Source organism: Grimontia kaedaensis, from assembly GCF_023746615.1.
Classification (GTDB): Bacteria; Pseudomonadota; Gammaproteobacteria; order Enterobacterales; family Vibrionaceae; genus Enterovibrio; species Enterovibrio kaedaensis.
In genome coordinates this window covers 966,734-987,326 of sequence record NZ_CP082276.1, presented here as the reverse complement: position 1 = coordinate 987,326, position 20,593 = coordinate 966,734, and the positions used below count along the sequence as shown (strand labels likewise).

Genomic DNA, 20,593 nt, shown 5'->3' with positions numbered 1-20,593 from the left:
TTTCTTCTGTTTGAACGTGTTTTCAAAACCCATTTTTTGAGTTGTTTATGATTGAGGTACAACGATGTTAGAAACCCTTCTGCTCTCGCGAATACAATTCGCTGCGAACATTAGTTTCCACATACTCTTCCCGACCATCACCATCGCCTTGGGCTGGATGTTGGTGTTTTTTAAACTCCGTTTTAACCGAACTCAAGATTCGGCTTGGCTGGATCTTTATTACTTCTGGGTCAAAGTATTCGCACTGACTTTTGCGCTTGGTGTGGTTTCGGGTATTACCATGAGCTTCCAGTTTGGCACTAACTGGCCGGGCTTTATGGAGCAAGTCGGCAATGTGGCAGGGCCGTTACTCGGTTACGAGGTAATGACTGCCTTCTTCATGGAAGCAACTTTCCTCGGCGTCATGTTGTTTGGACGTAACCGCGTTGCCGAATGGGTACATACGCTGGCGACTTTCCTCGTGGCCATCGGTACAACGTTGTCGGCCTTCTGGATTTTGGTACTCAACAGTTGGATGCACACACCAGCGGGCTATGAGTTGATTGATGGTATTGTTCACGTCACCAGCTGGAAGGAAGTGATATTCAATCCGTCTATGCCATATCGCCTCGCACACACATTGTTGGCATCGGGTTTGACGGCAAGCTTTTTGATTGCTGGCATCAGCGCCTACCAATACCTGAAAAAACCAGACCACAAACCTGCCCGAAACGGATTGAAAGTTTCTGTATTAGCAGCTGCAGGGCTTATCCCAATTCAGATATTCGTGGGCGATTTGCATGGGCTAAATACGCTTGAGCATCAACCGGAAAAGATTGCGGCGATGGAAGGCGTCTGGGAAACACAAAATGGTGCGCCCTTGCTTTTGTTTGCTGTGCCCAATGAAGAAACCCGTTCTAACGATTTGGACGTTGGGATTCCGAAGTTGGCGAGCCTGATTCTGACACATGACCTGAATGGTGAATTGGTGGGATTGAATGATTTTGAGGACCATCCGCCAGTGTCTCCGCTGTTTTATGGTTTCAGGATCATGGTTGGTGTTGGCGTTCTGATGCTTGTGGTTGCGGGTTATGGCGCATTCAAAATATTGAAGAAGCGCGAACTTCCGAAACCCTACCTCTATGTATTGGTGGCAATGACTTTCTCTGGTTGGGTTGCCACCTTAGCAGGTTGGTATGTGACTGAGATTGGACGCCAACCTTGGCTGGTTAATGGTGTACTTCGTACTTCGGATGCCGTTACAACGGTTTCTAGCAGTAATGTCGTGTTATCACTGGTGATGTATCTGGTTGTTTATGCGGTCTTACTCGTTGCCTATATTCGCACGCTCTTCTATCTCGCAAGGAAAGGACTGAACGCTGAATCAACTGAGCCAAACAAAAACCTTAAGGAGGCCTGCGCATGATGGACTATTTACCGGAAATTTATCTGCTGCTCCTTGGATTCTCCGCGTTCATGTACGCGATTTTAGATGGCTATGACCTTGGTGTGGGAATATTACTGCCTTCAAACAATGAAGCGCACCGTGACCGTATGATTGCATCCATTGGCCCTTTCTGGGATGCAAACGAAACCTGGCTGGTATTGGCGGTTGGCATTTTGCTGATTGCCTTCCCAACCGCTCACAGTCTAATTCTGACCGAGCTCTATTTGCCTACGGCGTTTATGCTGATTGCCCTGATCATGCGCGGGGTAGCGTTTGACTTCCGTGCCAAGGCAAAGGCTGACAGAAAAGACAACTGGGACCTCTGCTTTAAAGCAGGCTCACTGATCGCTTCGCTTTCCCAAGGCTACATGATGGGTCGCTATATCATGGGCTTTGAGGATTCTGTTTCAGCATATGGCTTCGCGGTATTGAGTGCATTCTGTGTGACCGCAGCCTATGTTTATATCGGCGGTGCTTGGCTGGTGTTAAAAACCGAAGGTGAATTGCAGATCAGGGCAGCCAAATGGTCACGACGTGCAGGTTGGTTAGCGGCGTTGGGTATTGCAGCGGTCAGTATCGTCAATCCGCTAGTCAATCAACAAGTCGCCGCGCGCTGGTTCAGCTTCCCTGAAATGCTATTACTGGCGCCTGTACCGTTGGTGGTGATGTCGATTATTTTCCTCGTTGACCGTTACTTGCGTCAGGTGCCAGTGAAAGATGACTTGGGAGCAAGATGGCCTTTCTTCGGCGTTAGCCTAATTTTTGCGCTTAGCTTTCTCGGATTGGCTTACAGCTTCTTTCCTGATGTAGTGCCAGGAATCATGACTGCGAGTGAAGCAGCGAGTGCACCTGCAACCCTTATGATAGTGGGTGTGGGAGCGGCCATCGTGATGCCAATGATCCTGCTTTATACCTTCATGATTTATAGAATCTTTAAAGGGAAAGCAACTGAATTGAGTTATCTGTAAACGTTAACTATGAAAAGCAAAATGGGCACCCTGTGAGGTGCCCATTTCTATTATTAGTTCAGTTGGGGCTAGGGTAGGGTGATAACTCACCAGTAAAAGGAGTTTACGATGTCAAAGCCTTCAAGCTACAAAGGCTAGTGTCTTTGGGGCCAAATCCAATATGAAGTTGGTCATATCGAACCACATATGGGGCATTGCCATTGTTCAATGTGTCGAAAATTTCATGGTGCCGCATTCGCCACTTTTGGTGAAGCCAAAGCGGAGAATTTCAGGTTCACCCAAGGTAAGGACAAGCTGAAAGTCTATGTGGCGGAAAATGGCACCAAAAGAACCCTCTGTGAAAACTGCGGATTCAGCTTGCTGTTTGAGGCTTCTAACAGTGACGGTAGCTTAGTTGAGTTTACGCTTGGCACGCTGGAAAGTGATATTCCACTCAAGCCTGATGCACATATTTTCAAGAAATTCAAAGCGCAATGGTATGACATTACCGATAAATTGCCGCAGTTTGATGAAGGGAGAGAGCACTAAAGGTCTGGCTACTTGGCGCATAGAACCAAAGTAAAGTGTTCTCACTAAAAATCGAATATTGAGAATTTCGCCGCGTCTTTTCCAAGAGGATACGACCCAGACTTGCCTGCAGGATATCTTCGAACTCATTAAATAGTGTGGAGATTTGAGGTGCTTGTGATTAATAGTTGGTCTGTAAAAGTGTTGGGCGGCATTTTAGCTAGCACTTCTTTCTTGGAAACCGCGATTGCGGCAGAAAATGTGCCTGCACCCGCTATCGTTGATGGGGCTTATGTGCAGATTGGCGATGTGCCATGGCAGGCAGCACTCATCGACGATTCAGGTAAATTCTGCGGTGGTATCATTATCAGCCAGCGTCATGTTTTAACCGCTGCACACTGCGTGATTGATGTCAGCACGTCAACATTAAGTGTCGTCACTGGCTATGAAGATGTTGCGTACATTCCTGATGAAAATATCTCTGCGGTTTCTAAAATCGATATCCACCCAGACTACGATGATAAGTGGTTAACATCAGATATTGCGTTGATTCATCTTGCCTCAGACATCGCGACCACGGCTTCTCCTATTGCTATCGCAACCCAAACTACCCAGATTGATTTAGAAGCCCAATTTGCAGTGGCGGAAAGAGAGAATCTATTTGTATCGGGTTGGGGAAGAGTGGCGACTGAAGAAAAGGGTAGCCGATTCTTACAGTACACACTGATGACTGGTAAGGAAGACTTCAGCTGTTATGGCAACGACACTTATGGCAGACATGATTCGTTCATTTGCGCAAACAGTGAACGTTCAACAGGTGTTTGTCAGGGAGATTCTGGTGGTCCACTAATTTGGCAAGACCCATCAGCAGTATCGGATACGGACCGAGGCTATGTAGCGGTTGGTGTGGTTAGTTACACCTCGAAATATGGATGCGGTTTAGTTGATTACGCCGATGGATTCGCGCAAATATCAACTTTCTACGATTGGATTGATAAAAAAATGTTGGGTTATCAGAAGCCTAACGTGACTTTCACAACAGATATTTTTAACTTAGGCTCTGACTACGCACCTGACACAACAATACCGCTAACCCAAAGCACCAGCGGTGGTGGTGGTTCAATGCCTCTTTGGTTATTGACGCTGATGCTGCCAGCCGTTCTGATAAGAGCGCCGCGCAACTAAGCAATCAGTTAAAGAAAAATAAAGCCGGAGAGTTGAAGAAATTCTCCGGCTTTTTCGTGAGCGTTAGAGAGATAGGCACATGGTGTGGGAAAGTTTCTCAAATCCGATATGCTCATAGAAACCAACGGCTTTTTCATTGAATGACATCACTTCCAAGCGCACTTCAACAGCACCATTCTGTTCCGCCCACTTTTTACAAGCATCGATAAGTGCACGTCCAACACCTTTGGTTTGAATATTTTGGTCAACCACAATGGTGTTCAGGCGGCAAATAAGTGTGTTGGCGAGAAATGGAACGGTCTCATTTTTGTCCAGCCTTGCCATGGTATATCCGATGATCTTGCCTTCAGATTCGGCCACGGCAAACCACCAGGCATCATCATGGATTTTGGAAAGCAAAAAACGTTTGTCTTCTTGTGAGGGAGGATTAAATGCATTCGGTGCGTTATCAAAGTGTGATTGGGCAATTTGTTGATAGATGTCGAATATCTCTTCGATATCAAATGGCGTTGCTTGTCGTATTTCCAAGTTCAGTTTCCTTTCTCTTCAGCGCGTTCCATCTGAAAGTTTGTCATAACAGCGCTGCGGATGTTTGCCTTTTGTGCTTTCAACAAGGTGAATCCCATATGCTCGCAAAATGGGTGCGAAGAGGCTGTCGTTTAAAAAACGAAAAGGGCAGATTTCTCTGCCCTTTTGCGTAGATAGTCTCATTGGCCGGTTAGGCGTAAGATGCGGTAAGCGTCATCCAATTGCGCTTCTGCTTCTGAAAGTCTGCTTTCAGGATCTGCAATTGCTGCACCAGAATGGCTCGCTCGTACTTCTTCAGCAGGTTCTGCTTTTTCAGGTCAAGCAGTCGCTTCTTGGCTTCATAGTATTCACTCATGCGAGATACCAGTGCCTCATATTCTTGCTCAACAATCTGCAAGCGGTGAGTTGCATTTGGCGTCAGGCTCAAACGTGCTTGAATGGTTTTCAGCATCATTCTTGCCTTCGCTTTTTCAATGCGATCTGGCGGGGTGATACGAAGCTTTTTCGTCAATCCAAGCCAGCTGCTTGATTTAATCAGCCACTTTGTTGGATCAAACTGCCACCAGTAGATGCCATTGCGGTAGTCATTTTCAAAGATGTGGTGGAAATTATGGTAGCCCTCACCGAAAGTCAGGAATGCCAGAATACCGTTGTCACGCGCTGTGTTTTTCTCTGTGTAAGGTTGTTTACCCCAGATGTGTGCCAGAGAATTAATAAAGAAAGTACAGTGATGGTTCAACACCAAACGGGTGAAACCAATTAGGATGATAGCGCCCCACAAATCACCGTGAATCAGACCAAAGGCAATAGGAATACCGAAGTTGGTGGCAATGACCAATGGCAGGTAATACTTGTGCTGCCACATGACGATCTTGTCTTTTTGCAGGTCACGGCAGTTGCTGTAATCGGAGTAGCGGTGTTTTTGATATTCACGGAGCATCCATCCGATGTGTGAATACCAAAAGCCGCGCTTGGCGGAGTATGGGTCGGTGTCATTGTCATCGACATGACGGTGGTGCACGCGATGGTCAGAAGACCAGTGAAGGATGCTGTTTTGAACAGCATAAGCGCCGCCAAGAGCAAAAATGAATTTAAGAATAGGGTGGGCTTCATAGGTTTTATGAGACCAGAGTCTGTGGTAACCCGCTGTGATTGACATACCGCTAAAGGTAAAGGCGACGAGGAGCATCGCGATTTGGGCCCAATCGAAGCCATGATAGTAAGCCCAAAGTGGCGTACCAATTATCGCTATCGCAAAAGTGACGACAAATACCGAGACATTCAGCCAAATGATCGGTGGTTTATTTGTGTTATTTGATTCCATGTTAAATACCGCAAAATTCCAGCGTACACATGTACGCTAGAATAGTGGTCGGTATGTAGGTGGTCAAGATGGCTGTTAACAATTTGTCGCAATTTAGGTGTCTATTTTTGTGACCCGATCCAAAGCAACAAAAAAGGATGAAACGCAATGAAAGCGTTTCATCCTCTTTGTGAGCTAAGAATATGACTACAGGACAATATTACCGTTTTGGTAGTTTAAGCCGCCCTGAACATCATCACTGATCAGGAACGCACCATCGAGATCGACCAATACCGCGGTAGCTGCGACTGGAAGTGCTGCGCGCATGGCGACAGAACTTCCAAGCATACAACCGACCATCACTTGCATTCCTTTGGCACGCGCTGCTTGTTCCAATTCGAACGCTGCCGTCAAACCGCCAGTTTTGTCTAATTTGATATTCACCATTTGGTATTTGCCGATCAAGCTGTCGACATCATCTGCGGTATGACAGCTCTCATCGGCACAAAGTGGAATTGGGCTGGAAACATGGCGCAAAACTTCGTCTTCAGCGGCAGGTAAGGGCTGTTCAACCATGGCGATATTTAGCGGTGCGATTTGTTGAATCGTCGCTTCGATATCCAGATCCCCCCAAGCTTCATTGGCATCGACAATCAATGTGGTATCCGGAGCAGCAGCTCTAACCGCTGAAAGTCGCTCAAACACATCATCACCGTTTAATTTTACCTTGATAAGCGTTGCGCCTTGCTCCACATAACGTCTAGCCTCTTCGCCCATTTCTTGCGGTGAAGCAATGGAAACGGTCATTGCTGTCTGAATACGCTCTGGCAACGAAAATCCATCAGGGAAGTTGTCTGATTCCAGATCCCAGAGCGCACAATCTAAGGCATTGCGGGCTGCACCTGCAGGCAAAAGCGCTTTTAATTGTGAACGGTCAAAGGCTTTTCCTTTCACAGAATCAATCTGTGCTAAGACGCTGTCAAAGGATTCCCCATAACGTCCAGTTGGCGAACATTCACCCGTCCCTTTTTTGCCATCTTTCTCGATGGTCACTTGAATCACTTCCGCTAGAGTTCGGCTGCCACGAGAAATCGTAAAGGGGCGCTTTAGTTTGTATGTGGCTATCTGTGCGTTTATCTGCATCTTAACCCTCGTAACTGGTGACCAGATGATCGACGATGTTTTCTACACCGAATCGAACCGGATCCGTGGCTGGCAATCCATGCTTTTCTTCCATCTCTTTAAGATAGACCTTGGCGTCCTCTTCGCTAAGTGCAGAGGTGTTAATTGCCATGCCAACAAAGCGAGGATTAGGATTGGTGAGTTTTGCTAATCTCAAGCCAAGCTCCATAATGTCTTCGACTGCTGGCATTGGCATATGAGGCATATGGCGGGTGTGCGGACGATTGGCTTCGTGACAGAGGACCAATGCATCAGGCTGGGAACCATGCAGTAGACCCATAGTGACACCGGAAAATGCAGGGTTGAGCAGAGAGCCCTGACCTTCAATCAATTGCCATTCATCGGCGTCGCATGCTGGCGATAACGCTTCCGTTGCACCTGCGATAAAGTCTGAGATCACTGCATCTACTGCAATACCTTTACCTTCCACCAAAATGCCTGTTTGCCCTGTTGCGCAGAAAGTGGCTTTCATGTCGCGCGCTTTCATCGCTTTTTCGAGCGCCAAGGTGGTGAACATTTTGCCGACGGAACAGTCGGTGCCGATAGTAAGCAGACGTCGACCAGAGCGTTTCTTACCATTCCCGACATCCAGTTTTTCAGCGTAGTGGCGCAAGTCGAACAGCTGAACGCCCGCTTTTTCTGCCGCGTCAGCAATAGCTGGCACATCCGCCAAACGTTGGTGCAATCCAGAGGCGACATGCATACCTAGTTCAATCGCTTCAACAATCATCGGGATCCAGTGTTCGGCCAATACGCCGCCCGCGTTTGCTGTACCCAGTACAAAGGTTTTGGCGCCTTGCGCGTATGCAGTTTTTGCATCCATATCCAGAAGGCCAAGTGAAGGTACACCATCGTTCAAACGTAATTGACCCAGACATTTCTCTGGTCGCCAGTAGTGGATTCCGCGGGCAGTTTTAATCGCAAGAGGGTCATGGCTTTCGCCGAGCATAAGAAGGTAAGGGGCTGGGATGTTCATTTTATTCCTTTTCTCCGGCACGCCCTTGCGTGCAGCATGAAGTCCTAAGGTGATGTTTTCACTATAGGTGGGTTGGGCCTGACGGAAAAATGCCGTTTGTGATTCGCCCATGCCGATTGGTTATCAAAAACTTAGAATAATGTGATATGTATCGACTTAAGCTTTGCCTATGAAATTAAAATGCCGATAGGGACAGAAGCAAAGTAAGAGAAGTTGGCGTGAATATCGAAAGTAAGTGGCTGGAAGATTTTCTGGCATTGGCAGAAACACGGAATTTTTCGACGGCAGCAGGGCTTAGAAATATTACCCAGCCCGCTTTCTCGCGTCGCATTCGTATGCTTGAACAGTCTGTCGGCGCTGAACTGATTGACCGCACTCAAACCCCCGTTGCATTAACAGCCAGTGGTCGAATATTCCGGGTTACCGCGAGAACTCTGGTTCATCAGATGGAAGAGGGGATCAGCCAGATATCCGCTCTCAATTACTCAGATGGCAGCGTAGTGCGCATTGCTTCTGCCCATTCGCTGGCTTTGGATATGACGCTCGCGATTCAGCAAGCCTTTACGCCCGAAATACAGCCTATGCTAAGTGTTGATGCCATGAACGTGGATGAAGCCGTGGACGCACTTCAACAAGGCGAGTGTGACTTGTTATTGGCGTTTGAGAACGAACACCTGAAATTACCGCCATTTGATTACATTCAGGTCGGTCATGCTGATTTGCTACCCGTCACAGCGCCTAACGAAAAAGGGTTGCCAAAATTTTCGCTCGTATCTGAAGAAGCAACACCATGGCTGGCCTATAATCCGACGTCTTACATGGGGCGACAAACTGACTCCCTTCGCACTGAGAACAGTCTAAAAACTGTCTTTCTTTCGTCGATGGTCGACATGTTAAAGCTTCAGGCCCTCAAAGGTCAGGGAGTGGCATGGTTACCGGACTTTTCGATTCGAGATGAAATCAGAGAGGGCCGCTTGTTCGTGTTGGGAGATAAGAAGCATGTCCGGCAAGTCGCCTACTATGCTTACCGGTATCAGTCACGATTGCATCCATCGGGAGAAAAAGTGTGGTCGGCGCTGAAAAAAATTGCCACTGGTAACTCTCTCAACTGACAACGGAAATTCAAGAAACAGGCTAGTGGCTCGAAAGATCTTGTCGGGTAGCTGCTATATTTTTTTAACGCGCTGCCGATAACTAAAGCATAAGAAGTCCAAACAGCCTGCCTTTTCTCAAAGCACGTGGTGATACGATCAAATAGCCTCTCGTGAGCGCTGTTTGGATAGACGACTCTCTCGCTAAATGGGGTGTAGCGGAAGAGATTGACGCTGGGGGTGACATGCCGTTGAAAGAACCTATCCCGAATTTCGTCAAAGCCATGGGGCATCGCGTTGTCAGTTATATCCTGAACGTTTCTGAAGCGGATGCGAGGCTGGTGTTGCAACACCAGGCGCGTCTGAACGCCAAGCAAAAAGACACACTGTCTTCCTACATTCAACTGTGCCGACAAATGCGTGCCGTGGCGGTTTCACAGGGTGACATCGAACAATCCTTTTTCCATCGTTTGCCTCACGTGCTGCAGAATGGTCAGCATATGTTTTCTGTCTGGCGTCGCCAAAATGGTGGTGCAACGCCGGTAGTTAATGCGACAGATCCGCTCGCGCGCAGCTTGGCGAATGTTGCGGCTGAGCTTTATCCGCTGTTCCTGGTAAAAGCAGGGGCTCGTCCTCATCTGTTTTACCGTGCTTCGGGTCATTTGAGCGCGGCGATCATGAATCTGCCCGGTCACAAGACCTTGTATCGACATTTCATTGAAGATCATTCGTTTGAGCGTGTCTTTGAAACCATTGGAAACGAGCCGAGCGAAACCTTCGGTCACTATGCGGATTCTAAAGGCAAGCGCGGCGTGATCACGCTTTCCTCGCTTCCCGCTGCGTTATTGATTAACAGCTACGACTTAATGCGTGTGCGTGGGCCAATTTCCTCAGATATCTTCGTCGAGACGGTCCTCGAGATGCTGGAAATCGCACGAAGTGTGGCCGATGGCGAAGTCGCCCAGATCCCGCTGTTTGTTGGCTTCCGCAATGCTGCGTTAATTGACTTCGATGCGTTGGATACCAAGTGGGGAACCATTCGCCGCTACACACCGGCTATTGCTGAATATGTACTTCAACTGCCGAGCCAGATGGCTAAACGCAAAGACAGCGGCTTTATGTTGGAATCCGGTTTTGCTTACGCCATCAATGTGGGTGATTTGCTGGAAGATGACGAATGGCCGGATGATGTGATGGATGCGGAGAATGACAAAGTCGCTACCGAGCTGAACATTACCTTATGTATGGCGATGTGTTTCCTTGAGCAAACTCCGCCTTTCGTTGCGCCAGAATGGGCATGGCATATCGACCCTTTCTCCTTGGAAGGGGCAAAACAGATTGTCGATACGGTCAAAGAGGCTGAAGAGCCGGTTTCAGTCACTAACAGTGTGTTGGATGATTTGGAAAACTGGAGCCTTTTGCTTGAAGATACTGATTCAACGGGTATTCGACTTGCTTTCGGAAGGCTATTTAGCGCGGCGAGACAGCCCGATCGTTTAGATGGCTTGTTAGATGCGATCCTCGCACTGCGGAATATTTTCGGTGCAGGCTCTCAAGCCGAGAACGTTGCTCAGGCAGTCAGCGTGTTGATCAAAGGCGATGCACAAGAGGCCGTTGAAGTCGCTCAAATGCTGACCCGTGATTGGAACCTCATCCTGTCCGGCGAAGCGTGGTGGGATGCAGAGGAGATCCGTGAGAAAACTAATGACTGTATATCTCTATGTCTGACCTGTTTGCATCATTTGTATCTTAAGTATCCGACGTTAGTGAGTGAACCTGATCGACTAGCTCAAATCATCGCTTCTGAAGGGAAAAGCGTTGCCTGTTAGTTCAGTAAGATATCAGTGAAGCATTTCTCTTACTGAACAGTTTGTTGGAGCAATAAAACGCCGATTCTGTAAAATACGGAGTCGGTGTATATACCCAAACAACCTGAAGATGCTGGATTCAGCGAGTTTGACTGGCGTTGTGATCGCGGCGTTCCTTTGTAGGTGTAGTCACCTCCACCAAAAAGGAACAACAAAGAGCACAGCGTCAGTCAACTCGCCCAAAGGGAGGGCCTCAATGCGCCCACTTCTTCGTTAAATTCCACGGAAATAGAATGACTATTCCTCGCGAAATTTGCCTCGAATTGAACGCATTGATGACCTCTGAACGCCAGCATCTTCAGGTCGTTTGGGTATGCATATAAAAAGAAAGGAGTCAGCGTGAGCACAAAAGTCAGCCAGATAAATGTATTTCCCGTTAAATCGGCAGGAGGCATCTCGCTCTCCAACGCTTGGGTAGAAAAAATTGGCCTGAGCTTCGATCGCCGCTTTATGGTGACGGATAGCACGGGGAAAATGGTCACCGGACGCACCGAACCAAAGCTGACTGAAGTGTCTGTGGCTATTCAGTCCAATGGTATTACGTTGACCCATCCCACCATGTCTCCTTTGGTGTTGAAGTACTCTCAATTCTCTATGGTTGAAGTGCAGACGGGCGTCTGGAAAGACGAGTTCGCAGGATACTCTACAACATCTACCGCCAATGCATGGTTCAGCCACTTGCTAGGTGGTAACAAGCAGTTGTTGTTTACGGGTGAAGAATCTTCCCCACGTTTTTCCCAAAGCGCTCAAACCAAAGTCAGCTTTGCTGATGGGTATCCGCTTTTGGTCATTTCAGAAGCCTCCTTGGAAGCGTTGAACGAACGCTCCCCAGATAAACACATCATGGACCAGTTCCGTACTAACATTGTGGCGGCCGGCTGTGATGCATTCGAAGAAGATCGCTGGGAAAAAATACGCATTGGTGGCGTGACGTTTCAGGTCGACCGCCCATGCAGCCGCTGTGTGTTCACCACGCTTGATTTAGAAAGTGGTCGATTCCGTGTGAACGGTGAGCCTATCACTACGCTGAGCCAGTTCCGCACCGACAAAGACGGTAACGTGAATTTTGGGATGAATCTGGTTGCCTTGAATGAAGGATTGATTTCCGCAGATGATGAAATCAAAGTTCTTGAATACCGTGAACCTGAAGTCTACGAAGATAACACCACGCCAAAGCTAAATCTCAAATGTAGTGAGATCGAAGACGTCGCGCGTGATTTTAAAACTTTTTGGTTTACCAGTCAGCAAGGCACCTTACCTGCATATAAAGCAGGTCAACACCTTCCCATTGAATTGGATATTCATGGTGAGCGCATCCAGCGTCGCTATACGCTTTCTTCTTCCCCAACTCGTCCGGATAAGCTATCGATTTCGGTCAAGCGCGTTGATGGTGGATTAGTGTCTAACTGGCTTCACGACAACCTAAAAGCCGGCGACAAAATCAAAGCACAGCAGCCGGAGGGGCAATTCCACCTGAGTGATGATTCAGGCAAGCGACAGAAACTGCTGCTACTTTCAGGCGGTAGTGGTGTCACGCCAATGATGTCGATGCTTCGTGCTCTGGCGGATAATAACGAAGTTAATGACGTGGTCTTTCTACACCTATGCAGTACGGAAGCAGACATCCCATTTGCAGAAGAACTTAAATCTCTTGAAGCTGCCCATGCTGGCTTCAACGTCATGACTTTGTTGAGTCAGCCTTCAGATGATTGGCAGGGAATGTCGGGTCGCTTGAGCCAGGAGCATCTCGCATTAGTGCCTAAACTCCCTCAACGTGAAGTCTTTGTTTGTGGCCCTGAAGGGTTTATGGAGTCCGCCATGAACCTACTTGAAGCCTTGGGTGTTCCTGAGAACCAACGCCACCAGGAGTTCTTCACATCGCCAACTGTAGGTAATGATGCGCCAGCGATGGAAGTGAACATTAATATCGAAGGTGAGTTTATCCGCGGTGAAAATCAGCGTCCAATTTTGGTTCAAGCTGAAGAGGCAGGTGTCTATGTCGATTACAGCTGCCGCGCAGGCGTATGTGGATGCTGTAAGCTTCGTTTAGTCGAAGGTGAGGTAGAACAACCGGATATGCCGGCTCTATTTCCGGGTGAGAAAGAAGATGGTCTTGTACTCGCATGTTGTTGTATTCCAAAAGGTGACGTCACTTTGGTCAAACCTTGAGCAAGTGAAAGAAATATAAAGAAAATTTTCCTTCAGCTAACATTAATAACTGCCACCATGCGCTATCATGGTGGCAGTTATTTTTTTGGGATTAGGCAGTGACAGCTGTAAGGAACAAACAATGACAAGCACAAATAAAAAAGGTGCATTGCTGTTCGCGGGTGGTTTGCTTTTAGGTGGGCTAGTTGCCTGGAACCATTGGTCTTCCATTGAAAACGTTATGAAGTCACAGTTGGAGGAAGCAAACGCTGCGTTGTCCGATGTGCAGCTGGTGTTGGCAGATGCCCAGAAACAACTGGCTCAATTGGGTACCCAAGGTGACGAAGCGATTGAACATGCTGAATCCCTCACAAAACAAATTGAAGAGAAAGATGCTGAAATTGTGGCGCTTAAAGCGATGTTAGGACAGAAGGCAAAAGCTTACGCAGGTAAAACCGGACAGTTGGAAAAGACGATGGAAGCCCAATCCATCGCGATAGCACAACTGAAAAAGCGGGTGACGGATACTGATGTTTTGTATGCAGAACGTTACCGTTTAACAAAAGCGGTTGGTGAGCTGAACGAGAAAATCCTCAAAGGTGCACACAAGTTAGAGCTAAGCCAAAAAGCCTGTGCCGAATACAAGAAAGGGAACTCATGGAACAAGGTATCCCAAAGCGATTGCGACAGTTTTAATTCGCAGAAACTAGAGAACACTGCGATGATTGAGCAATTTGACCACCTAAGCTCAGATCTCGACAAAGTGAAAAGGGAACTTTCAGCATTTGGTAATGTGCCACTTCCTGATCATCCTTAGGACCAAATGGGGGAGTCGAAGCTCGGTCAATCCATCTCCCCATCACATTAAATTACTTCCACAGAGACCAATAGGCTTGTTTAACAACTATGCTTATGGGAGTAAGGTCATATTTTCTTGAAAATTGCGTTATATTTCGTAGCCTTGCTTACAACAACAGTTCAAATCAATAGAATACGCAGCCGGATTTAGGGGTGGAGATTTTGACAACCCGAGTATTAATCACCGACGACTCTGCATTAGCACGAAAGCAACTTGCCCGGTCGCTGCCAGCATTTGTTAATGCAGAAGTGACGTTCGCGGAAAATGGCAAAGTCGCCATCGAGCAACTTCAGTCTTCCAGTTTCGATGTCATGTTTCTTGATTTGACCATGCCAGAAATGGATGGTTTTGAAACACTGGAAGTGATGCGAGCCAACAGCATCAATGTTCCCGTCTTTGTCGTATCAGGCGATATACAACCAAAAGCGCAAGAGAGAGTCATCTCTCTGGGCGCAAAAGCATTCGTACAGAAGCCTGTCAGTCAGGAAAAATTGACTGAGCTTTTACAACCTTTTAAAAACAACGAGCCCTCTACCTCACCAAAGCCTGCTCAACAACCAGCGGACATGAAAATTGGACGCCGTGAGATGTATATGGAAGTGGTAAACGTGGCGATGGGTCGTGCGGCAGATTCGCTGGCACGTTACTTTGACGTGTTTGTGCACATGCCTCTTCCACAGGTGAACGTGCTTGAGGTGAGTGAACTCACTATGACCATCAAGCACCTCGCCAATAACGACAACATGAACGGAATTTGTCAGGGGTTCAGTGGGGAAGGCCTAGCGGGTGAAGCCTTGATGCTAATCTCGGATTCCTCGATGAAAGACCTGCTGAGTATTCTGGATTATCCGGATGATGGTAGTGTCGATAATGACCTCGAAGTCCTCGTCGATGTCAGCAACGTGCTGATCAGTGCGTTCCTTTCAGGTATTGGTGAGCAAGCTGGTTTAGTTTTTGCCCAAAGCTATCCAGCCATTATTGGGCAACACCAATCTGTCGATAAGCTGGCAGAAAATATGCACGGTACTTGGAAGCGTACTGTGACAATCGAAGTGAGTTACGCCATTGATGGCACCAACATCAAGTGTGATTTGTTGCTGCTATTGGTTGATGAGTCCTTGCCACTTCTAGACGCGAAACTGGCTTACCTGATGGATGACGAGGAGTAACCATGATTGACTCACCAGAATTTGAACAATTCAACTGGATGGTCGATATGGTTCAGAATATCGACATGGGTTTGATTGTCGTCGACCGAGATTTCAACATCCATATGTGGAATGGATTTATGGTTCACCACACGGGAAAACACCCAAACAAGGTGAAAGGGCAGTCACTGTTTGATGTCTTCCCTGAAATACCGGAAAGTTGGTTCCGCGCTAAATGCCGCCCAGTGTTTGAATTAAAGTGCCGAAGCTTTGTGGTGTGGAAGCAGCGCCCATACCTTTTCCATTGCCGCAACGTTCGCCCGATAACGGGCCAAGCGAGCTTCATGTACCAGAATGTAACACTAAACCCCATGGTAAACATGCGCGGTGAAGCGCAGCACATGTTTATCTCGGTGGCAGACGTAACGGGTGAAGCTTTGGCTTCTCAATAGCTCTCACCAGATAGAAAAATGCCAGCGTCCTCGCTGGCATTTTTGTTTCTGATGTCCAGTCAATCAAACAGCGTTAGCCGAATAGATTCGGGCTGCCGCAGTTCGGCGCTTTACGGGTCGGAGGAGGCAATTCATTGATGGCCGTCTGCAAGTCAGAAATTCGGGTGTCGTGTGAAGGGTGAGTGGAGAGAATCTCTGGTGGAGCGCCATCAGAAGCTTTCGCCATATTACGCCATAAAGCGACGCTTTGGTTGGGATTGAATCCCGCTTCGTTCATCAATCGCACACCAATCAAATCCGATTCTGATTCGTGGGTACGGCTAAATGGAAGTAATACGCCGACGTTCACACCAAGGCCCAATCCCGCCATAATAAGGTCAGCATCCGCTGTCCCCGACGCGCCCAAAGCGATACTGGTGATTTGTAAGGCGCTATTTGCAGCGAGTGAGCTGGAAACGCGCTCGCTACCATGATTCGCCATAACATGACCGATTTCGTGGCCGATAACTGATGCGAGTTGATCTTGTGTTCTCGCGACTTTCAGTAAACCAGTATATACACCAATTTTCCCACCAGGGAGCGCGAAGGCATTGATCTGATCACTATCAAAAACCACCACTTCCCATTCATCAAAGTCCGGCTGCGGAGGCGTTACTTCTAAAATGGCATCTGTCACGCACTGAACATATTGGTTAGTCTTCTTGTCTGTGCTGACTTTTTCATTCTTCTTGAGTTCAGAGAAAGACTGCGCTCCAAGAGTTGCCATCTCTGAACCTGAAACGAGAATAAACTGGCTGCGACCGGTCGGTGATGTCGTACAACCAGCAATCAACGCACTCAACAGCGCTGCAGCGACTGTGTATTTGATTTTGTTGATCTTCATGAAGCTATTCCTTAAGCCCTTAATAATCCTGGCTATATAGTAAAGGATCCATAGGTCTGAATTAAACAAGTATGACTGTCAGAAGACTTTAAATGTCACTGATTGCGAGAAAAGCCAGTAGCATAGAAAAGTGACAACAAAGATAATACCAAAACAACCTAAAACCAAAAAATCATCGAAGGGGACTGTTTTGTCTATCTGGAAGAAACCCATTTCGCTTGAAAGCTTGAATGCCACCTCGAAAAACACCTTGGTTGAACATCTCGGTATTGTTTACACCGAGTTCAGTGATGACAGCCTGACGGGCACCATGCCTGTGGATTCCCGAACCCATCAGCCGTTAGGTATGTTACATGGCGGTGCGTCAGTGGTTCTTGCAGAAACTCTGGGCTCGCTGGCGGCCAATATGGCAGTGGAAGAAAACAAGTACTGCGTCGGTCTGGATATTAACGCTAACCATATTCGCGCAATTCGCTCTGGGTATGTCACTGGCAAAGCCAAAGCGATTCACATGGGCGCGACGACACAAGTCTGGCAGATTGAAATCACTGATGAACAGGGACGTTTAGTTTGCACAAGTCGCTTGACGATGGCTGTTCTTCAGCACAAAGGGAAATAAACATGGTGATTACGATTCCCGGCGGCCGCGTTATTGCGACAATACATGAAGTAATGGTGAAGTTTCAGGAAAACCAGATGACACTTCAGGCTCAGACCGACGACATCAATTTGCTGGGCGCTCCCTGTATGTTGATTGCCAATGGCGGCACAGTGAACTGGAGCTTGTCACTTGGCTCAGAAGACAACTTAAATGCAGTGTCAGAAGCGACAGGGATCGCCATTAAACGCTAGACCCTAGAGAAGGACGGAAAAATGAAAAGACTGATCGCTGCAAGTTTAATGTTCTTTGCAGGAGCCGTGTGGGCTGGCAAGGCTGATGTGGTGAACGCGACGGCGACTAAAAGTGGTGAGTCTTACCGTTTTTCTGCCACAGTCGAACACGCCGATGAAGGTTGGGAGCACTATGCCGATGCTTGGCGTGTTGTTACCGCTGAGGGCGAAGTGTTGGGTACACGTGTGTTACATCATCCCCATGTCAACGAGCAGCCTTTTACACGCAGCCTTTCTGGTGTAGAGATTCCAGTAGATATTAAGGAGGTTTATGTAGAAGCTCATGACAACGTGCATGGCTGGGGTGGAAAGCAGTTTAAAGTAACATTGAAGTAGTTTTGAAAGTTCCCCCTTCCTGATGGAAGGGGAAATGTTTGGGCATATTTAATATTCTGCAGTCACTTCGTAGCTGGTGAACTTTCGGATATTAATCACACCGGTATCGAAAATCAGATACTGGCCTTTAATTCCTTTCAACACACCTGAAACCACAGGATCTTTATCGAAGTTCAATGACGTAATCTTGGTTGGGTGTTCCGTCACAGGAAAGCTGATGTCGATGATGTCGTTCTGAATCGGCTCAACGGCGTCAAAACCATATTGCAGTCTTAGGCTGTAAATCTTGGCATCAATTTGAGGCAACAGTCGACGCGCTTCTTCGTGCAAATCCAACTCAACATTGTCGCCTTTCAGCATTGCGCGCCAATTCGTTTTATCCGCCAAAAACTCTGCAATCGCAATTTCCACCAGACCTGATAGATGACGGCTTTTCACCTTCAGAATAGGCAATGCCTGAGTTGCACCTTGATCCACCCAACGGGTCGGAATTTGGTTGGCACGGGTAATACCGACCTTCAAACCCGAAGTATTCGAAAGGTAAACAATATGGTCGGTCATACAGAACTGTTCTGCCCACTCAGGCTCACGACAAGTGCCTTCGGCAAAGTGGCAGGTTTCTGGTTTCAGAATACACATGTCACAGCGCGCAAGCTTTTTGGTGCAAGGGAAACAGTGACCCTGGCTGAAGCTTTTGTTGGTTTTGGCGCCACATGCGTCACAGTAGATATTGCCAGTGTATGTCAGTTTGAGTGATTTACCGATCAGTGAATTGAGAGAAATATCGGTATCACCGACTGGAAGGGAATAGTTGACGCCGTTATCCAGCGTGCTTTTCATTTTGCTCAGAGTGCCAGTAATCATTGTATTTTATTGTTGTCCTTCACGTGCCGAGATTCTACAACGAATGATAGTTAAGAAAAACCGCGGCACATGAAGAGATGACTGACAGTGTGGATCTTACTTCGCTTTCACCAATCCATCGTTAAGGTCGTTATAAAGAGAGACACCCAATACCAACATATTATGGTCGATATCTTCACTGATCTCGTCAATCACGAACAGATCAGCGTCATTGTTCGTCAGATTGTTTTCTGCGAGATTGACAATGTTGTCGTTGATGTCTCCATGAATGGTTACCTCTTCCACTTTTTCATAGTGCCCGTAATCGAGCATGGTGGCAGGGATCAATTCCGGTGCAGCTAGGGTAGGTAGGGATACGAGTAGGGAAGCAGCAAGCAAAGGTGCTTTGTAAACTTTCATTGTGGTGTTCCATCTTTCTTGTTTTACCGCATTGTAAAAGCGGGCGTTGCGAGTTTTGTCAGTAATAAGTCAGAGCGACTTAAAAGCGTCGCAAAAAGAAGGCATTGTGGGAAAGTTCAGGCAACTTACAAGTCGACAATCACAGGACAGTGATCTGAAAGGCGATATGTCGCGACTGCATGATAAGAGTATTGGTATTGGCGCGCTTTTGGCGTCGAAGATTCAGGTAACGCACCCGGGCTGGCGATAATGTGGTCAATGAGTTTTCGATAGACAACATGTTCCCAGCGTTTGGTTCGATAGTTGTATTTTCGCGCCTTACATTTGGCGTCTGTGTATTTGGTGAGCTTCACCATATTCTCTTCACCGACTTCGTCCACGAGCTGTTCCCAGACCCACTCATTTTTTTCATTCATGTAGTGGTTAAAATCACCGGCGATAACGAATTCCTGACCGAGTTTGAGGCGGGCATTAATCCAAATCCCCAGTGCTTCTATTTGTCTGGCGAGCTTTTTACAGCTGTTGTTGCGTCGAACTGGCGTTTCAAAGCAGCCCGATTTGAGGTGAATGGAAAGCAGATGCAGCGAGGGCTGGTTTTCGCGTACCACTTCGATATACGCACCATAACGCAAATCACCCCTAGATAGGAAAGTGGGTAAACCTAGCGGCTGATAATCCTTGTGATCGATGACCGTGATGCCTTTCTTTACTGCCCAGCCAGTGAACTGATGGCTACCACGGCTTTTCTTGAAGTACTTGGCGCGATCTGAGAAATAAAATTCGTAGTCGGCAGGGTTAAGCACTTTCTCAAGCGATGCTGCGCCATCGACCTCCTGAAACGCAACAAGATCAGCATCAATGACTGAAGATACGGTTTGCATCATCAAATAATCGTCTTCCGTTCGCTTACTCTGAATGATGTCGTTTTTGTCGCTCAACCATTCCATGTTCCAAGTCGCTATAGACAAGGTTGCGTAAGCGCTCGAAACCTTGAGCAAAAACAGCAAAGGCACAATAACAGCTAGCCATGAACATAGCGTCTGCTGGAATAAAATAGGGTGTCGTGATGTTTTTGCTGAATTCATTAAATAGTTGCTAAGTGTTTGTTCTTAAAATGGGTGCGTTGTGGGTCAGAAAATACAAGGCCTTCAAGCGCATAGTAGTTCATACGGTATCCCACAGTTTTTACAACATAAAGAATTTGGGGTGCCTGTAGCAAATTTTGACAGTCTTTTTTCATTTCTTGAAGTTTGCCCACACTAATCGAATAGATAAAAATCGCATCCCTTCGGGCCATGATCTAAATCAAAGTATCGTATTCAGCTCGACGGTCTAATACACCACATATTGTAGTCCTGGCTTTGAATTCGCCCATATTTGGTATTTCTTGACGCCATTCACATTTACGTGTAATTCGATTTGATCTTGCTGGATCCTTGTTCGATTTCGATCAACTAACGCTAAATGGCGCGCTTTTTCACGGATATGGCTGGCTACTTTCCCAGACCTAACGACGACTTACTGGTGTCAACGAGACCCTAAAGTGGTCGACCTGATTTTTTTCCCTTGCAGTTAAAGA

Annotated in this window: 21 protein-coding genes; 13 read left to right on the top strand and 8 right to left on the bottom strand. The window is 47.3% G+C overall.

All coding sequences use genetic code 11. The features are described from left to right. Positions 1-64 precede the first annotated feature (64 nt). The 4 genes from K6Q96_RS21355 to K6Q96_RS21340 all read left to right on the top strand — a co-directional run bounded on the left by K6Q96_RS21355 (position 65) and on the right by K6Q96_RS21340 (position 4,086). Positions 65-1,405 (top strand): cytochrome ubiquinol oxidase subunit I, encoded by a 1,341-nt coding sequence (locus K6Q96_RS21355; protein WP_251879935.1) that lies wholly within the window; start codon positions 65-67, stop codon positions 1,403-1,405. After that, positions 1,402-2,394: a cytochrome d ubiquinol oxidase subunit II gene (locus K6Q96_RS21350; RefSeq protein ID WP_251879933.1), complete on the top strand. Its 993-nt coding sequence runs from the start codon at positions 1,402-1,404 to the stop codon at positions 2,392-2,394. Before K6Q96_RS21355 ends, K6Q96_RS21350 begins: the two co-directional genes overlap by 4 nt. A gap of 186 nt (positions 2,395-2,580) precedes the next feature. Further along, positions 2,581-2,922, top strand: a complete 342-nt coding sequence (locus K6Q96_RS21345; protein WP_434802174.1) for a GFA family protein — start codon at positions 2,581-2,583, stop codon at positions 2,920-2,922. A 150-nt stretch (positions 2,923-3,072) separates the two neighbouring features. After that, on the top strand, positions 3,073-4,086 hold the full coding sequence (locus K6Q96_RS21340) for a serine protease (RefSeq protein ID WP_251879930.1): 1,014 nt from the start codon (positions 3,073-3,075) through the stop codon (positions 4,084-4,086). Between the two features lie 63 nt (positions 4,087-4,149). Here the strand turns inward: K6Q96_RS21340 and K6Q96_RS21335 are convergent, their stop codons facing one another. The 4 genes from K6Q96_RS21335 to dgcN all read right to left on the bottom strand — a co-directional run bounded on the left by K6Q96_RS21335 (position 4,150) and on the right by dgcN (position 8,075). Further along, positions 4,150-4,614 carry a GNAT family N-acetyltransferase gene (locus K6Q96_RS21335; RefSeq protein ID WP_251879928.1) on the bottom strand — a complete coding sequence of 155 codons (465 nt, stop codon included), beginning with the start codon at positions 4,612-4,614 and terminating at the stop codon, positions 4,150-4,152. Between the two features lie 190 nt (positions 4,615-4,804). Further along, positions 4,805-5,938: a fatty acid desaturase gene (locus K6Q96_RS21330; RefSeq protein ID WP_251879926.1), complete on the bottom strand. Its 1,134-nt coding sequence runs from the start codon at positions 5,936-5,938 to the stop codon at positions 4,805-4,807. 186 nt (positions 5,939-6,124) lie between these two features. Continuing rightward, entirely contained in the window at positions 6,125-7,060 is a 936-nt protein-coding gene (gene dgcA, locus K6Q96_RS21325) for an N-acetyl-D-Glu racemase DgcA (protein WP_251879924.1), read from the bottom strand. Between the two features lies 1 nt (position 7,061). Next, the gene (gene dgcN, locus K6Q96_RS21320) at positions 7,062-8,075 is read right to left on the bottom strand and encodes an N-acetyltransferase DgcN (RefSeq protein WP_251879922.1); all 1,014 of its coding nucleotides are present in this window, start codon (positions 8,073-8,075) and stop codon (positions 7,062-7,064) included. Positions 8,076-8,293: 218 nt separating this feature from the next. On the opposite strand from dgcN, the gene K6Q96_RS21315 reads away from it, so the two are divergent. The 6 genes from K6Q96_RS21315 (at position 8,294) to K6Q96_RS21290 (ending at position 15,641) form a co-directional block, all read left to right on the top strand. Further along, complete coding sequence (locus tag K6Q96_RS21315) at positions 8,294-9,187, top strand: LysR family transcriptional regulator (RefSeq protein WP_251879920.1); 894 nt, start codon at positions 8,294-8,296, stop codon at positions 9,185-9,187. Between the two features lie 224 nt (positions 9,188-9,411). Further along, on the top strand, positions 9,412-10,995 hold the full coding sequence (locus K6Q96_RS21310) for a hypothetical protein (protein ID WP_353621797.1): 1,584 nt from the start codon (positions 9,412-9,414) through the stop codon (positions 10,993-10,995). Between the two features lie 378 nt (positions 10,996-11,373). Further along, positions 11,374-13,203 (top strand): hybrid-cluster NAD(P)-dependent oxidoreductase, encoded by a 1,830-nt coding sequence (locus tag K6Q96_RS21305; RefSeq protein WP_251879916.1) that lies wholly within the window; start codon positions 11,374-11,376, stop codon positions 13,201-13,203. 121 nt (positions 13,204-13,324) lie between these two features. Further along, entirely contained in the window at positions 13,325-13,999 is a 675-nt protein-coding gene (locus K6Q96_RS21300; protein WP_251879914.1) for a hypothetical protein, read from the top strand. 203 nt (positions 14,000-14,202) lie between these two features. Next, on the top strand, positions 14,203-15,210 hold the full coding sequence (locus K6Q96_RS21295) for a response regulator (RefSeq protein ID WP_251879912.1): 1,008 nt from the start codon (positions 14,203-14,205) through the stop codon (positions 15,208-15,210). Positions 15,211-15,212: 2 nt separating this feature from the next. Next, positions 15,213-15,641, top strand: a complete 429-nt coding sequence (locus K6Q96_RS21290; RefSeq protein WP_251879910.1) for a PAS domain-containing protein — start codon at positions 15,213-15,215, stop codon at positions 15,639-15,641. Positions 15,642-15,714: 73 nt separating this feature from the next. Here the strand turns inward: K6Q96_RS21290 and K6Q96_RS21285 are convergent, their stop codons facing one another. Then, positions 15,715-16,524, bottom strand: coding sequence for a M48 family metallopeptidase (locus tag K6Q96_RS21285; protein WP_251879908.1), 810 nt, complete (start codon positions 16,522-16,524; stop codon positions 15,715-15,717). Positions 16,525-16,714: 190 nt separating this feature from the next. Here K6Q96_RS21285 and K6Q96_RS21280 point away from each other — a divergent pair, with 190 nt between their 5' ends. The 3 genes from K6Q96_RS21280 to K6Q96_RS21270 are packed head-to-tail and all read left to right on the top strand — an operon-like array spanning position 16,715 to position 17,751. Continuing rightward, complete coding sequence (locus K6Q96_RS21280; protein ID WP_251879906.1) at positions 16,715-17,143, top strand: hotdog fold thioesterase; 429 nt, start codon at positions 16,715-16,717, stop codon at positions 17,141-17,143. 2 nt (positions 17,144-17,145) lie between these two features. Next, on the top strand, positions 17,146-17,376 hold the full coding sequence (locus K6Q96_RS21275; RefSeq protein WP_251879904.1) for a DUF3389 family protein: 231 nt from the start codon (positions 17,146-17,148) through the stop codon (positions 17,374-17,376). A gap of 21 nt (positions 17,377-17,397) precedes the next feature. Beyond that, positions 17,398-17,751, top strand: coding sequence for a hypothetical protein (locus K6Q96_RS21270; RefSeq protein WP_251879903.1), 354 nt, complete (start codon positions 17,398-17,400; stop codon positions 17,749-17,751). Between the two features lie 48 nt (positions 17,752-17,799). Here K6Q96_RS21270 and K6Q96_RS21265 read toward each other — a convergent pair whose 3' ends face one another. The 3 genes from K6Q96_RS21265 to K6Q96_RS21255 all read right to left on the bottom strand — a co-directional run bounded on the left by K6Q96_RS21265 (position 17,800) and on the right by K6Q96_RS21255 (position 20,099). Next, a complete protein-coding gene (locus tag K6Q96_RS21265) occupies positions 17,800-18,615 on the bottom strand; it encodes a DUF2797 domain-containing protein (protein ID WP_062664535.1) in 816 nt (271 codons plus the stop codon). Positions 18,616-18,711: 96 nt separating this feature from the next. Continuing rightward, positions 18,712-19,014 (bottom strand): hypothetical protein, encoded by a 303-nt coding sequence (locus tag K6Q96_RS21260; protein WP_251879902.1) that lies wholly within the window; start codon positions 19,012-19,014, stop codon positions 18,712-18,714. Between the two features lie 125 nt (positions 19,015-19,139). Beyond that, the gene (locus K6Q96_RS21255) at positions 19,140-20,099 is read right to left on the bottom strand and encodes an endonuclease/exonuclease/phosphatase family protein (RefSeq protein ID WP_251879901.1); all 960 of its coding nucleotides are present in this window, start codon (positions 20,097-20,099) and stop codon (positions 19,140-19,142) included. Positions 20,100-20,593 lie beyond the last annotated feature (494 nt).